The organism is Ruegeria sp. HKCCA0235A, from assembly GCF_013033235.1.
GTDB lineage: Bacteria > Pseudomonadota > Alphaproteobacteria > Rhodobacterales > Rhodobacteraceae > Ruegeria.
In genome coordinates, this window is sequence record NZ_WQDQ01000006.1 from 1 (window position 1) to 15,061 (window position 15,061).

At 59.0% G+C, this 15,061-nt stretch carries 15 protein-coding genes and 1 tRNA gene; 12 read left to right on the forward strand and 4 right to left on the reverse strand.

Annotation, left to right across the window (positions count from 1 at the left end; translation table 11 throughout):
* Positions 1-527: 527 nt before the first annotated feature.
* The 4 genes from GOW56_RS11560 to GOW56_RS11575 form a co-directional block, all read right to left on the reverse strand.
* A tRNA-Arg gene (locus tag GOW56_RS11560) sits at positions 528-604 on the reverse strand.
* Between the two features lie 64 nt (positions 605-668).
* Complete coding sequence (locus GOW56_RS11565; protein WP_253283963.1) at positions 669-2,051, reverse strand: HAMP domain-containing sensor histidine kinase; 1,383 nt, start codon at positions 2,049-2,051, stop codon at positions 669-671.
* 18 nt (positions 2,052-2,069) lie between these two features.
* On the reverse strand, positions 2,070-3,488 hold the full coding sequence (locus tag GOW56_RS11570) for an NAD(P)/FAD-dependent oxidoreductase (RefSeq protein WP_171205984.1): 1,419 nt from the start codon (positions 3,486-3,488) through the stop codon (positions 2,070-2,072).
* A gap of 3 nt (positions 3,489-3,491) precedes the next feature.
* Positions 3,492-4,223: a TVP38/TMEM64 family protein gene (locus GOW56_RS11575; protein WP_171205985.1), complete on the reverse strand. Its 732-nt coding sequence runs from the start codon at positions 4,221-4,223 to the stop codon at positions 3,492-3,494.
* A gap of 296 nt (positions 4,224-4,519) precedes the next feature.
* On the opposite strand from GOW56_RS11575, the gene rpmH reads away from it, so the two are divergent.
* The 12 genes from rpmH to GOW56_RS11635 all read left to right on the forward strand — a co-directional run bounded on the left by rpmH (position 4,520) and on the right by GOW56_RS11635 (position 15,032).
* Positions 4,520-4,654: a 50S ribosomal protein L34 gene (gene rpmH, locus GOW56_RS11580; protein ID WP_005980833.1), complete on the forward strand. Its 135-nt coding sequence runs from the start codon at positions 4,520-4,522 to the stop codon at positions 4,652-4,654.
* A gap of 25 nt (positions 4,655-4,679) precedes the next feature.
* The gene (rnpA, locus tag GOW56_RS11585) at positions 4,680-5,105 is read left to right on the forward strand and encodes a ribonuclease P protein component (protein ID WP_171205986.1); all 426 of its coding nucleotides are present in this window, start codon (positions 4,680-4,682) and stop codon (positions 5,103-5,105) included.
* Positions 5,102-5,347: a membrane protein insertion efficiency factor YidD gene (yidD, locus tag GOW56_RS11590; protein WP_152456928.1), complete on the forward strand. Its 246-nt coding sequence runs from the start codon at positions 5,102-5,104 to the stop codon at positions 5,345-5,347. Before rnpA ends, yidD begins: the two co-directional genes overlap by 4 nt.
* A gap of 67 nt (positions 5,348-5,414) precedes the next feature.
* Entirely contained in the window at positions 5,415-7,031 is a 1,617-nt protein-coding gene (locus tag GOW56_RS11595) for an acyl-CoA dehydrogenase family protein (RefSeq protein WP_171205987.1), read from the forward strand.
* A 43-nt stretch (positions 7,032-7,074) separates the two neighbouring features.
* Entirely contained in the window at positions 7,075-7,968 is an 894-nt protein-coding gene (gene ttcA / locus GOW56_RS11600) for a tRNA 2-thiocytidine(32) synthetase TtcA (RefSeq protein ID WP_171205988.1), read from the forward strand.
* Between the two features lie 61 nt (positions 7,969-8,029).
* Positions 8,030-9,562: a bifunctional diguanylate cyclase/phosphodiesterase gene (locus GOW56_RS11605; RefSeq protein WP_171205989.1), complete on the forward strand. Its 1,533-nt coding sequence runs from the start codon at positions 8,030-8,032 to the stop codon at positions 9,560-9,562.
* A 126-nt stretch (positions 9,563-9,688) separates the two neighbouring features.
* Positions 9,689-11,518: a membrane protein insertase YidC gene (yidC, locus tag GOW56_RS11610; RefSeq protein ID WP_171119628.1), complete on the forward strand. Its 1,830-nt coding sequence runs from the start codon at positions 9,689-9,691 to the stop codon at positions 11,516-11,518.
* Positions 11,515-12,252: an MOSC domain-containing protein gene (locus tag GOW56_RS11615; protein ID WP_171205990.1), complete on the forward strand. Its 738-nt coding sequence runs from the start codon at positions 11,515-11,517 to the stop codon at positions 12,250-12,252. Before yidC ends, GOW56_RS11615 begins: the two co-directional genes overlap by 4 nt.
* Entirely contained in the window at positions 12,249-12,902 is a 654-nt protein-coding gene (gene yihA, locus GOW56_RS11620; RefSeq protein ID WP_171205991.1) for a ribosome biogenesis GTP-binding protein YihA/YsxC, read from the forward strand. The genes GOW56_RS11615 and yihA overlap by 4 nt, the downstream gene beginning before the upstream one ends.
* A gap of 60 nt (positions 12,903-12,962) precedes the next feature.
* Entirely contained in the window at positions 12,963-13,826 is an 864-nt protein-coding gene (gene argB / locus GOW56_RS11625; RefSeq protein WP_171119631.1) for an acetylglutamate kinase, read from the forward strand.
* A gap of 25 nt (positions 13,827-13,851) precedes the next feature.
* Entirely contained in the window at positions 13,852-14,538 is a 687-nt protein-coding gene (locus GOW56_RS11630; RefSeq protein ID WP_171205992.1) for a ferredoxin, read from the forward strand.
* On the forward strand, positions 14,535-15,032 hold the full coding sequence (locus GOW56_RS11635; protein WP_171119633.1) for a histidine phosphatase family protein: 498 nt from the start codon (positions 14,535-14,537) through the stop codon (positions 15,030-15,032). Before GOW56_RS11630 ends, GOW56_RS11635 begins: the two co-directional genes overlap by 4 nt.
* The last annotated feature ends 29 nt before the right edge of the window (positions 15,033-15,061 follow it).

Here is a 15,061-nt window from a genome sequence, read left to right on the forward strand (position 1 = left end):
CTTCGGTCGCTTGTTTGCCATTCTCAGTCCTCCGTTTCCTAAACATAACGGTGGACCCGTTCAGTTGGGGAGGCTCATATCGCAACTTCAAAGAATGTCTGCCATCCGCCTTGTTCTTTAGAAAAACAAAGTGTTCTGGCGCAAAGAGTTACGGCGCAGCCCACACCGCCGCACATCTTTTGGGGACAGTGGGATTTGGACAAGCCAAACGCCCCTGTCCATCAGGGGTAAGACGCTGCCTTCCCCCTCGGGCAACCCTATTAGACAACACCGTGTCCTCGGCTGCGCCTGCGGGCCGCACCACTATTGTCGAATAGCATTGCCTCGCCCCCATCCGCGTTCGCCACGTGGCAGATCAGCAGGAACAAGCGCCTTCGGCGTCTGATCCGCAAATCAGCCCTGATTATCCCAAATGGGAAGTCAGGATCATTGAAATCGGTCTAGGTGCTGGATGAAGGAAGTGAGGCGAAAATGGCAAGGTTCTGTCGCTGGTGGCAGAACTATGTGTCGCCTGACACAAAGGAAAGTGGCGGACCGAGGAGGATTCGAACCCCCGACCCCTTGATTCGTAGTCAAGTACTCTATCCAGCTGAGCTATCGGTCCGCGTTGGTGAGGCGCTGTTTAGACCTGCTGCCCGAGACGTGCAAGCCGATTCTTCAAAAAAAAATCAAAAAGTCATGTCCCCGCGCGGAAGGCTGATTTCGAAGACAGTTCCCTCGGGTCCGGTCTCTTTCAAAACCAGATCCCCGCCATGGCCGCGCACCAGCTCCTGCGAGATTGCCAGCCCCAGACCCGAGCCACCCTTTCGGACCCCGCCCTGGAAAGGCGTGAACAGGTTTTCGCGCGCCTTGGGGGGAAGACCCGGCCCCGTGTCACGGATTTCGATGCACCAAGCATCGTCGTTTTCACACCCCGCAATGGTAACCCGGCCAGGTTTTCCGGAGGCAACCAGAGCCTGTCTTGCGTTGCGCACGAGGTTCATGATGACGCGGTACAATTGTTCGGGGTCGGCGCGGGCCACAAGCGCGTCCGGCACTTCGTTCACGATTTCGACGCAGGCATCGGCGACGGCGAGTTGTTCGCTGGCCGCGACATCCGCCGCGATTGCGCGGATCGGAACCATAGTCAGAGTGGGCGCGGGCTCTTCCGCGCGGCCAAAGGCCAATGTGCTTTCACAAAGGGACACGGCCCGGGTGATGGAATTCACCAGTTTCGGCGCCATCCGCCGCACCAGCGGATCATCGCTGGCCTCGATCCGATCGGTAAACAGCTGCGCCGACGTCAGGATATTGCGCAAGTCATGGCTGACTTTGGCTACGGCCCCCCCAAGCTGCGCCAGCCTTTCCCGCTGTTTGAGCGCCTGGGTCAGGTCCGTTTGCAGCATCTTCAGTGCCTCCTCGGCCTCTCGCAGCTCCGTCACCTTCGAATTCGGCGAGATTATGCCACGCGCGTCCTCTGGCGCACTGGCATAGCGCTGCATGTAGCCGACGACGCTTTTGATGGGCCGCACAAGTACGACGCGTACGGCGAGAAACAGGAAAAACGCCGTGATGATGGAGATCACAAAGGACAGACCGAGAATACGCAACCCGTAGTCAATCATCGCCGTTCGCAACGGTATGCTGTCCATGGTGACTTCGATCAGAAGGCCTGCCCCCTTGACCGGTTCTCCGATGACCCGGATGACTTCGTTTTCGGGTTTGAGAAAGCGGCTGATCGCATCCCGGATAAGAATCCAGGGGCTTGCATCCCGCAAATCGAACGTGCCGGCGATTGGATCGGGAATCGGCGACGACAGCATCAGTTGCCGAACCTCATCCCGTCGCAATACGACATTGTAGACGCCTGCGTTTGCCAGCAGTTCCGCCTCAAGATCTTCGGCCAGCATATCATCCGCCAGCAAAGCCAGCGAGGCGATCTGCGCGCGTTCGAGCCTGTTCAGCAGAAAGTCCTCGCGGAACCGAGCGATCGACGGGACAAAGATCAGAACCTCGGCCAACATGACGAAGACCGTCGTCAGGATCAGAAATCGGCCCGAAAGCGAGTTCAATTTGCGCCCCTCCTCAGGTCAGGGAATCCAGCGCTGGACGAACCTGACCACTCGTTTAACTGTCTGATTCTCAAACAGCCTTGGCGAGAAATAAGCACCCGCCACACGTTTGTTAAGCTCTCCGATCGTCGGATAGGGTGAAACCATGGCGGCGATCTGCCCCATCTTCAGGTTATTGGCCAAAGCCAACGACCACAAGTTGATCAACTCACCCGCCTGATGCCCGACGATTGTGGCGCCGACGGGTCGGCCTTTCACGACCATGACCTTGACGAAGCCTTTGGTTTTGCGCTCGGCAATCGCCCGGTCATTGTGGAGATAGTCAAAGCGGGCGATTTCGAGCTTTTTACCATGCACCTCGCGGGCCTGAGCTTCGGTCAGTCCGATCTGGGCCAGCTCCGGGTCCGTATAGGTGGCCCAAGGAATATGTTCCGTTTTCGCCCTGGACGGCAGACCGAACAGGGCCGAACGAATGATGACACCTGCATGATACCCTGCAACATGGGTGAATTGCAGGCCACCGGCCACATCTCCGATCGCATAGACGCGGCGATTGGTCGTGCGCAGCGCATCATCCGTCATGATGCCGGTTTTCGTGCGTTCAATTCCGGCTGCCTCCAGGTTCAGACGCTCGATATTGGCTTTGCGACCGGCAGCGATCAAAAGATGAGAGCCCCGGTGAATTTCACCGTTTTCGGCAACGACTTCCACAGCGCCCTCTGTTCCGCGCACCTGCGCGATCATGGCGTTTTCCCGGATGTCCACGCCTTCACTGCGCAGGGTATCCAGCACCACGGAGGCAGCCTCGGGATCGTCTTTGCCCAAGGCTTTGAGCCCTTCGACGACCGTCACCCTGCTGCCGAGGCGTATATGGGCCTGCGCCATCTCCATCCCGATCGGGCCGCCCCCGATGATCAGCAGGTGATCTGGCCGCTCTCTCAAGTCAAAGATGGTTTCGTTCGTATAGTAGGGCACCGTGTCCAACCCCGGAATCGGCTGCACCAGCGGTGATGAACCGGTCGCGATGACGATGCGACGTGCACAGATGACATGATCCCCGGCCTGCACCTTTTCAGGGGATAAAAACGTGCCATATTCGCGGATGACCTTCACGCCGAAGCCTTCGAACCGCTGCTGACTGTCCATCGGTTCGATCTGCGCGATCACATCATGAACATAATCCTTTACTGCGGCGTAGTCGACCTGAGGGATTGTATCAGCGATGCCAAAACGAACGGAATGCGCCTGAGCATGGGCCGCTTTGCCACTTGCGATCAGCGCCTTCGACGGGACACAGCCGAAATTCAGGCAATCCCCACCCATCTTGTGCCCTTCCAGCAGGACAACATCCGCGCCCATCTGGCTGACGCCCGCAGCGACGGACAATCCTCCGGACCCGGCGCCAATGACCAGGAGATCGGTTTTCAACTCTTTCATGGTTCAGGTGCCTCTTTTCGCGCGCAGTGCTTTGAAAACGATGGGCAAGGCGGCCAATACGCACAACCCTGTAATCGGCCCGATCACGAACGGTTCCCACAGCAACGAAACATCAGGCGTTTCCCCACGGTCGAATACACCGCCCAAACCGACCCCGATCCACGTGTACACGATACCTCCGGGGATGATGCCCAGCGCGGTCGTCAAAAGAAAATTGCGGAACTTCACACCGACCAAAGCCGGCACGAGATTGGCAACAAAGAACGGCACGACCGGCACCAGTCGCAGCAGAAACAACACCGAGATTTCGTTTTCCCGCAGACCGTCCTTCAGTTTCCTGACCGTGCCTTCTGATGATTCCAAGCGCGACGTCAGGGCTTCGCCCAAGCCCCAGCGCGCCGCCAGAAAGATCGCCGACGCACCGATGGTGGCGGACACGACATTGAAAACGGTTCCCGCAAAAAGACCGAAAAGAAAACCGCCCGTCATCGAAGCCACCGCGGCACCGGGAAGTGAAAAGGCCACAATGACGATGTAAATGGCGACAAAAGCGGCTGCCATGATCCAATAGTGACCGTCCCGCCACGCCAGAAGCGCCTCGCGATTGTCCCGCAAGGTCTCGAAAGTCAGGTAATCCCCAAGTGTGAAAAAGCCGACAACGGCAACGCTCAGGATTACAAGCAACGGAATGTGGCGCGCGAAACCATTGCGCGGCGCCTGGATTGTGTCGGACATCAGATTTTCCGGTTCTTTGTGCTTCATCTTGTGCCCAAGATGCGCTGACTGACGGGCCAGCAACAGGGGGATCACGGGGCCTTGATCTTTGTGGCACCGAATGTGAGAGATTTCGGCGATAAACGGGTATTTTGAAACCTTTTGCCGTTGCCGGTAACAGAATTGTTGCAAAAGCTGCGAAAACCTGGCCGTTGGGGTTTGACTTACCCCCCGCTTGGCAGTAGAGGACGGGCTTCGAACACTAGGGCCAGGCGAATCCGCGCCGCACCCGACCGCTATAGATTGGAGACGGAGCGATGAAACGCACCTATCAGCCTTCGAACCTGGTTCGCAAACGCCGCCACGGTTTCCGCGCGCGCATGGCCACCAAGGCCGGCCGCAAGATCCTGAACGCACGCCGCGCACGCGGCCGCAAATCGCTGAGCGCGTAAACCGCTCACCGATCAGGTTATGAACATGACGCCGCCGGAGGCCCCTGAGGTTGGTAGGAACCACCCCGGGAACAAGCCCCCGGCGGCGTCCGTTTGTGCATCTGCACCCCTGACCGTTCTCAAGAAGCGGTCCGACTTTCTGAAAGCGGCGCGTGCCCGCCGACAAGGCACGTCTTCGATGATGGTTCAGGCCCGCAAGCGCGCGCCCGGCGAGGGCGTCGGGATTCGCGTGGGCTTCACTTGCTCGAAAAAAGTGGGCAATGCCGTGGCCCGCAACCGCGCCAAGCGCCGTCTGCGCGAAGCCGCGCGGGCCGTGTTGCCCGAAGCCGGCCGCGACGGGTGGGATTACGTCCTGATCGGCCGCGCCGAGGTTACCGCCAACCGCCCCTATGACGCACTGTTGGACGACCTGCGCTATGCGCTCCGCAAGGTGCATGCGGCCGAAAAATGACCTTCCTGTCCCATATCGTCGCCCTGCCTGTTCGGGCGTATCGGCTGATCTTCAGCCCATGGGTCGGTTTCAACTGTCGCTACCAACCCACCTGTTCCGCCTATGCGCTTGAGGCGCTGGAGAAACACGGGGCGGTCAAAGGATCCTACCTGGCCGCTCATCGGATCTGCCGTTGCCACCCTTGGGGCGGCGACGGATACGATCCGGTACCTGACGACAAGCATAACGACCCTTCGTCCTGACCCCTCGTCAGACTTGACCGGCAAGTGCCGCGCCTGAACAGTTGGACCAGTCCAACCCGAGGTCCCGATGAAATCCCCAGCGCGCGATACCCTGCCAACCCACGATGTCCTGAACCAACCGCCCGCGCGCGGCGGCACCGATCTTTGGCTGTCTGATCCGGTCCTGCAAGACGCAGCAAAGACAGCGGGCGCGCGCGCTTTGGAGCTGGCGGCATATGGCAAAACACTCGGAACCGAAGAAACGCGGGAACTGGGGCGGGAAGCCAACCGGCATCCTCCAGAGCTGCGGCTGTTCGATCCCGGCGGTAGGCGCCTGGACGAGGTGCGCTTTCACCCGGCCTATCATCAGATGATGCAGATCAGCCAATCGGCGGGCTATGCCGCACTGGCCTGGGATGGACAGCCCGGAGGGCACGCGACCCATGCGGCGATGGTCTATTTGGCCGGACAGGTCGAACCCGGGCATTGCTGCCCGATGACCATGACCTATGCAGCAATCCCTGCACTGGCCGCCAATGAACACATTGCCTCACTCTGGCAGCCAAAACTCATGGCCCGCCACTATGATCCTTCGAAGAAACCGATCGGTCAAAAGACCAGCGTGACGCTGGGGATGGCCATGACCGAGAAACAGGGCGGTTCGGACATACGCGCTAATACGACCATTGCGACCCGCGACGGGGATCACTGGCGCTTGCGCGGGCACAAGTGGTTCTGTTCCGCGCCAATGTCGGATGGGTTCCTGACACTGGCGCAGGCGCCCGGCGGGTTGACCTGTTTTCTGGTGCCCCGCTGGCTCGAGAGCGAACGCAATGCGATCCACCTGATGCGTCTGAAGGACAAGCTGGGCAACAAATCCAACGCATCTTCGGAAATCGAGTATCATGACGCGCTGGCCTATCAGTTGGGCGAAGAAGGCGCGGGCGTGCGCACCATACTGGAAATGGTGCACCACACGCGGCTTGATACAGCCATGGCGCCGGCCGGGCTGATGCGTGCCGCGCTCAGCGCAGCGCATCATTGGGTGGAACACCGCAGCGCATTTCAGCGCCGATTGATTGATCAACCGCTGATGCGAGCGGTCCTGTCCGACCTTGTTCTGGACTGGGAAGGCGCTGTGACCCTGGGAATGCGTGTGGCGCAGGCATTTGACGGCCAGACACCCGAAGACAAGGCCTTTGCCCGGATCAGCGTCGCATTGGCCAAGTTCCTGAACAACAAGCGCTGCCCGGTCGTCGTCGTCGAGGCGATGGAAGTGCTGGGCGGCATGGGGTACGTCGAAGACACGCCCTTGCCCCTGATCTACCGTGAAGCGCCCCTGAACAGCATCTGGGAGGGGTCAGGCAATGTGATCTGCCTCGATATCCTGCGCACCCTGACGCGTGAGCCGCAGGCCGCCGAGGTTCTGGGAGCCGAATTGGATGCGGTGAGAGGCACGGACAGAAGATATGACGCAGCACTGACCGCGCATCGCAGCCGCTGGCCCGGTCTGCCGCCCGAGGCCGAAGCGCGCTGGTACGCTGAACGCACGGCACTGCTGCTGACGGCCTCGCAATTGCTGCGCCATGCGCCCGGCGCTGTGGCTGATGGCTTTGTTGCCACACGTCTTTCCGGTGACAGCGGCCGCATTCCCGGAGCAGTAGCCGGGTTGGATACCGGCGCCCTGCTGGCGCGGCTTGGCTGACCCGCCACTTGCCCGGTTGCGCCATCTGCTGTAGGGGCAGCGCATGTTTGATGATGCAGACGATATCCACCCGCTCTTTGCCGGCGCGCCCTCGACCACCGAGTTCAAGAAACTGCGCAAACGCATCGTGCGCCAGACCCGCGAAGCGATCGAGCAATACGGGATGGTGGACCCCTCCGCCCATGACAAGACCGGCACACCGCCGCGTTGGCTTGTCTGCCTGTCGGGCGGCAAGGACAGTTATACGCTGCTGGCCGTCCTCTACGAACTCAAATGGCGCGGATTGCTGCCTGTCGATCTTCTGGCTTGCAATCTGGATCAGGGACAACCCGGATTTCCGGCAACGGTCCTGCCAGAGTTTCTGGACCGCATGGGTGTGCCACACAGGATCGAGTATCAGGACACATACTCTGTTGTGATGGACAAGGTTCCGCAGGGCCGAACATATTGCGCTCTGTGCTCGCGACTGCGCCGCGGCAACCTGTATCGCATTGCCCGGGAAGAAGGCTGTTCCGCCGTCGTGCTGGGCCACCACCGCGACGATATTCTCGAAACGTTTTTCATGAACCTCTTCCACGGAGGCCGTCTGGCCACCATGCCACCGAAACTGGTGAATGAAGAGGGAGATCTTTTTGTCTTTCGCCCGCTTGCCCACGTCGCCGAAGCCGACTGCGAGAAATTTGCCAAGGCCATGCAGTATCCGATCATCCCCTGCGATTTGTGCGGCAGTCAGGACGGGTTGCAACGGCAGCAGGTCAAACAGATTCTCGATCAATGGGAATCGAACAGTCCGGGTCGGCGTCAGGTTATGTTCCGCGCGTTAACAAATGCACGCCCGTCGCACCTTCTGGATGCGAAACTCTTTGATTTTGTTAATCTTTCCGTAAACTCCGACGAAAAAGCGGAAAATTTGGAAGAAATACCGCTTCTGCGTTAACGACTGACTCAGACTGGTTTCCTAGGCTCGGCATACCATTCATGCCCAAGGTCAGGACCCGATGTGGAATCATCCTTTCGTCGACCGTATTATTGAAGCTTTGAGAAACGTGGCATACGGCCCAGCCGTTCTTGCCTTTGTTCCGGCAACAAGCCTGGGGGCGTTCTGGCTTGGCGGTGAACGCGCTTTGGTCGCGGTGGCCCTGGGCTTGCCCCTGATGATTGCCGGTATAGGCGCAATGGCCCCCAACCCGGCAGACAGGAAACGGCAACAGGGTGGCCTGCTGCCGAATGACCAGTTCGAAACCGTTCTGGCAGAGGTGCTCACGGATAGTCGCCGCAGCGGTGAAACGTCGGCCTGTTTCGCTGTGATCCTGGACGACTATATGCAAATGCTCGATCTGCATGGCCAAGCAGCAGCAAACCATGTGGCACAGCAATTCTGCTCTCGTGTCATGTCCATGATCCGCGCCAGTGACTCCGCGACCCGGATCGATGGAAACAAGATGATGGTTGTTCTGCACCCGGCGCAACAGCTTGATCTGGAAACCTGCATTCAGATGTCGGGACGAATGCAATCCGCGGTCGAAGACCCCATCATGCTGAACGGAACCGGAGTTTACTTGTCCTGCTCTATCGGTTTCTGCCTCAGCAGCAATGTCCCCGACGGCACCGCGGCGGATTGGTGCAACGCTGCAAACAACGCGCTGCAAGAAGCACAGCAAAACGGGCCGTCGACGATTCGTGCCTTTTCGTCCGAAACACGTCGCCGGGCTCAGGTCAGAACCAATCTGCGCAAGGAATTTGATGCGGCGCTGGAAAGCGGTGAAATTCGTCCATGGTTTCAACCGCAGATCTCGACGGATACCGGGCGCGTGTCCGGGTTCGAGGCTCTGGCCCGCTGGGAACACCCGAAAAAAGGAGTGCTGGGTCCCAATGTCTTTCTGCCCTTTGCCGAACAGGCGGAGTTGATGGGCAAACTGGGGCAGGCGATGCGGCATCACGCCTTTTGCGCAATGCGCGAATGGGATCGCGCCGGTCTGACCGTACCACGCATCGGCATCAACTTTTCGTCGGACGAATTGCGTGACCCGGGGCTGATCGACCGCCTGAAATGGGAATTGGATCAATGCGATCTGACCCCGGACAGATTGGCGGTCGAAGTATTGGAGACCGTGTTTTCCAGAGGGCCGGATGACGTAATCACCCGCAATGTCACGGGCTTGGCCGCGATGGGGTGCTGTATTGATCTGGACGATTTCGGCACAGGGCATGCCTCGATCGCGTCAATCAAGCGGTTCAACGTGTCCCGGATCAAAATCGACCGCTCTTTCGTGACAAAGGCGGACCAGGACCCAAGCCAGCAGCAGTTGGCCAGCGCAATTCTGACCATGGCAGAACGGCTGAACCTGGAATCCCTTGCTGAAGGGGTCGAGACACCCGGGGAGCACGCCTTGATGGCGCAATTGGGATGTGACCATGTTCAGGGGTTTGGCATCGGCAAGCCCATGCCTTTCGAAAAAACCAAGGGCTGGATCACGTCTCATTGCAACAAGATTGACGGAATGCGCAAAATCGGGCGGCAAACCGGCTGAAGAACCGGAAACTGCGCCACAGAAGACCAATCCGTGACGAAATGACGAGCGATTCCGCTTGACCTTTGGGCCTGCACTCTGTTGAACCCTGCGGGTGTCTTTCACTGCTCAAGGTGGCTGTCCCAGATGGACGATCAGAACAAGAATCTCATCCTCGCAACCGCGCTCAGCTTTCTCGTGATCCTGGTCTGGTTCGTGCTGTTCCCCCCGCCGGAACCCACACCAACCACGGAACAGGCTGAAATCGCCAGCATCGAAGGGAATGAGGTTCAGACGCCCAGCGCCGCTGATACCGGTACGGTCGGCGAAGCAACTGCAAGCGCCACTGAAGCCGAAGCCGAACCCGAGGCGCCCCGCGTCAGCATCGACACGCCCCGCCTGACGGGCAGCCTGTCGCTTGCCGGTGGCCGAATTGATGAGCTGTCTCTGAAGGATTACAAGGTTTCACTGGCCGAGGATTCTCCGATCGTCGAACTTCTGTCCCCAGTTGGAAGTGACTCGGCCTATTATGCGCTTTATGGCTGGGCCCCCGGCGCGGGCCTTTCGGTCACGGACGTTCCCGGCCCGAACACTCTTTGGACGCTTGAGCAGGGCGAAACTCTGGGTGTTGACACTCCGATCACGCTGGCCTGGGACAATGGAAACGGCCTCACCTTCCGCCGCACCATTGCCGTTGATGAAGACTATATGTTCTCGGTCACCCAGTCGGTCGAGAACACCACGGACGCCGAAGTCGGCATGGCCCCCTACGGCATTCTGGCCCGCCACGGCATGGGCGAAGACGGTGATCTGCCGGGCCTGAAGAACTTCTTCATTCTTCACGAAGGCGTCATGGTCATGTCTGACGGCGTTCTGGATGAGATCGACTATGGCGATGTGCGCGATTTCGATATCGACCCCAATGAACGCGCACAGGCCGAGGTCTATCAGGTCAAAGAAGGCGGCTGGATCGGGTTCACGGATCACTACTGGATGACCACCCTGATCCCGGCCGAGGGTGCAGCGTTCAAGGCCGCTGCCAAATACGATTCACGTCGCAAAATCTATCAAACGGAAACGGTGCTGCCGACACTGACAGTCGCGCCCGGTACGACGGAAGAGGTCACGACCAGACTGTTCGCCGGTGCCAAGGAGTGGGAAACCATCCGGGAGTATCAGGCAGAAGGTGTTCAGAAGTTCATCGACAGCATCGACTGGGGTTGGTTCTACTTCCTGACCAAGCCGATCTTCTGGCTGCTGCACAACATCAATGCCCTGATTGGAAACATGGGCTGGTCAATCATCGGCCTGACGCTGATCATCAAGGCCATCCTGTTCCCGCTGGCCTTCAAGTCCTACGTCTCGATGGCGAAGATGAAGGAATTGCAGCCGCAAATGGAAGCCCTGAAAGAAGCCGCAGGCGATGATCGCCAGAAAATGCAGCAGGGTATGATGGAGCTGTACAAAAAGGAAAAGGTGAACCCTGCCGCAGGCTGCTTGCCAATTCTGTTGCAGATTCCGATCTTCTTCTCGCTGTACAAGGTGATTTTCGTGACGATCGAACTGCGTCAGGCCCCATGGTTCGGCCCGTTCCAGGACCTGAGTGCGCCGGATCCGACGTCGATCTTCAACTTCTTTGGCTTGCTGCCTTGGGCCGCACCTGCACCCGAAAGCCTGATGGCGCTGATCTTCATCGGTATTCTGCCGCTGCTGCTGGGTATTTCGATGTGGTTGCAGCAGAAACTGAACCCGGCGCCAACCGATCCGACGCAGGCCATGATCTTTGCCTGGATGCCTTGGGTCTTCATGTTCATGCTGGGTGGTTTCGCCAGTGGTCTGGTCGTGTACTGGATCGCGAACAACACTATCACGTTCACACAGCAATATCTGATCATGCGCAGCCAGGGCTATAAGCCGGATGTATTCGGAAATATAAAGTCCGGTTTCAAGCGGACGCCAAAAACGGACAACAAATGAGCGGAACGGTCTCAAGCCTTTGGCGCCACCCGATCAAAAGCCATGGGCGAGAAGCCCTGAGCCAAGTCACACTCATCCCCGGGCAGACCATGCCCGGGGATCGCGTTTGGGCGGTCGCTCATGAGGCCGCCAAAACCGATGGTTCGGAATGGGCACCCTGTTTCAATTTCAGCCGCGGTTCAAAAGCGCCTCAGTTGATGGCCATTTCGGCCGAATTGCAGGGCGACCGGGTTACATTGCGCCACCCGCAGCGACCGGATCTCGGTTTTGCGCCGGACACCGAACAAGAGGCTTTTCTGGACTGGGTAAAGCCACTTATGCCGGCGGACCGGGCCGCATCTGCCCGGATCGTTCGGGTTCCGGGGCGCGGTATGACGGACAGCGACTTTCCATCGATCAGCCTGTGCAACATGGCATCGCATCGCGCAGTCGAACAGAAACTGGACCGGACTCTGTCCATTGTTCGATGGCGCGGCAATATCTGGTTCGAAGGTCTGCCGTTATGGGATGAGTTTGACTGGCTGGGTCGTGACGTGCGCATTGGCGAGGCCGTGCTTCGCGTCCGCGAGCGGATCACGCGATGTATGGCCACCACCGCCAATCCCGAAACCGGTGAGAGGGACGCAGACACCCTGCGCGCCCTGAACAGTTGGGACCATCAGGATTTCGGCGTTTACGCCGAGGTAGTCCAGGGTGGCGAAATCCGCGTCAACGATGAGGTGCAGCTGCTATGACCGCGCTTCCCTTCCCCCTGGCCGAAGACCCGGATGAATTCGCCCAGGAGCGAGGCCGCAAACTGTTTGCAGGCCCGTCCGAGTTCGTCAAAGGCGTTGTCGCCATGAATGGCCTTCCCGCCCCTGACCGGTTGGAAGTCTGTTTTGCGGGGCGTTCGAACGTGGGCAAATCCAGCCTGATCAATGCCTTGACCGGCACGAAGGGTCTGGCCCGCGCATCCAACACGCCTGGCCGCACGCAAGAGATCAACTTTTTCACCCAAGGCCCTGAACTCTATCTCGTGGACCTGCCGGGCTATGGCTATGCAAACGCCCCGGTGAAAGTGGTCGAGAAGTGGCAGAAGCTGCTGAAACAATATCTCAGCGGGCGCCAGACACTGCGCCGCGCCTTTGTCCTGATCGACTCGCGCCACGGGGTAAAACCGGTCGATGACGAAATCATGAAGTTGCTGGACACCAGCGCCGTGACATTTCAATGCGTTCTGACCAAGGCAGACAAGGTCAAAGCCAAGGATCGCGAGAAGGTGCTGGAGCAAACCCGGGCCGCGTTGTCCAAACATCCCGCGGCTTTTCCGGAAATTGTACTTACCTCTTCCGAAAAGGGTGATGGCATCGCGATCCTGCGGTCCATCATTGCGCATCTGGAATAGCTTCGCCCTTGGCAGCGTGGGGCAAAGGTCCTAACACGGTTTTCCAGAAGGACTTTAGCTATGAAGACACGAGATATGAACCGGGACTGGATCGCCACCGCAGCCACACTCAACAGTGCCCTGCCCTATCTGCAGCGCTATGATGGAGCCATCGTCGTCATCAAACTTGGCGGACACGCCATGGGCAGCGATGAGGCGATGGAAAGCTTTGCCCGGGACGTGGTTCTGATGCGCCAGGTGGGTGTGAACCCGGTGGTCGTCCACGGCGGTGGTCCGATGATCAATGCAATGCTGGGCAAGTTGGACATTCAATCCGAATTCGTGAACGGCAAGCGAGTGACCGACAAGGCCACGGTTGAAGTGGTCGAAATGGTTCTGTCCGGACTCGTGAACAAGCGCATCGTACAGGCGATCAATGATCAGGGCGGATCAGCCGTGGGCCTGTCCGGCAAGGACGCAGGCCTGATGGTTTGCGATCAAACGGATGCGTCGCTGGGCTTTGTCGGCACCCCTGCCGAGATGAATCCGAAGATCCTGCATGATCTGTTTTCACATGACGTAATCCCGGTCATCGCCCCGCTTGGTGCAGGCCGCGACGGTGAAACATTCAACGTCAATGGTGACACGGCAGCCGGAGCAATCGCTTCTTCGCTCAAGGCAGACCGTCTGTTGCTGCTGACGGATGTTTCCGGTGTCAAGAACGCGGCGGGCGATGTCGTGACCGAACTCAAGGCCGGTCAGATAAGGGAAATGACCCGCGAAGGCACCATTGCAGGCGGTATGATACCCAAGACAGAAACCGCACTGGACGCCCTGCACAGCGGCGTTCGGGCTGTCGTCATACTTGATGGGCGCGCACCCAATGCCGTGCTGCTGGAGCTGTTCACGGAACATGGGGCCGGGTCGCTGATACGCCCGGACTGATCCCCGCAAGAGAGGAGGAGGAGACATGACACATCTTGCACAGCCTTCCTCTGATCCTGACGCGACGCCTTATGAACAGGTTGAAAACGCCGCCCGTGATGCTGGATTGTTGGTCATGGGAGCGCTGCATCCTCGCCACGTTGCAGCCAAAGACCTCGAAACCGGCACGCTGATCCTGTTGGGGGCCGGGCCGGAATTCTGGCCCGTACTAAAGGCCTCACCGGAATGGCACCAGGCCGACCCCGTTGACCGATGGTCGCAAAGGATCGTCGGTCAGATGGCCGAAAGGCTCGGCGCACAGGCGTATTTCCCGTTCGGCGGCCCTCCGTACACGCCATTCATTGACTGGGCGCTCAAATCTGGGCGGACGTTCAGCAGCCCGGTCGGGGCATTGGTGCATGATACCGTTGGGATGATGATTTCCTATCGGGGCGCACTGCATTTTGCCGAAGAGTTCGCCATCCCGGCCCCTTCAGGCGTGTCGCCTTGCGAAAGCTGCGCCGCGCCTTGCACGACGACCTGTCCGGTCAGCGCGCTGAACGCGCAGGAGTTCTATGATGTCGCTGCATGCCACGACTATCTGGGCACCGCTGAAGGTCAAACCTGTATGGCGGGCGGGTGTCTGGCCCGCCTAGCCTGCCCTCTGAGCGCGGGCGCAGGACGCGACGCGGAACAATCGGCCCATCACATGAAAGCCTTTCATCCGTCATGACCCGAATTCTGATCCTGACACGTCATGCGAAATCCAGCTGGGATAGCCCGGGTCTTGGCGATCATGACCGCCCGCTGAACAAGCGTGGACGAAAGTCAGCCCCGGCCATCGCTGCTTGGTTGCGTCACCACGGTTGGTTGCCGGATGAAGTCCTAAGCTCTACATCAACTCGCACCCGCGAGACATGGGATCGCATGGGTTTGCAGGCCGATAAAGTCAGCTTTCACAGCGCGCTCTACCACGCTGATTCAAAGGTCATGCTGCGAGAGCTTTCAGGTGCTACGGAACCGGCGGTATTGATGCTGGGCCACAATCCCGGGATCGCCGATTTTGCCAACCGTCTGGTGCGACAACCGCCAAATCATACACGCTTTTTCGATTATCCAACCTGTGCAACAACCGTCATGTCGTTCGACTTAAACAGCTGGGCCGAGGTCCGATGGCAAACCGGGACGGTGCTGGGGTTCACCATCCCGCGTGAGTTGATCGAATAGAAAAAGGCGGGGCAACACCCCGCCATAAT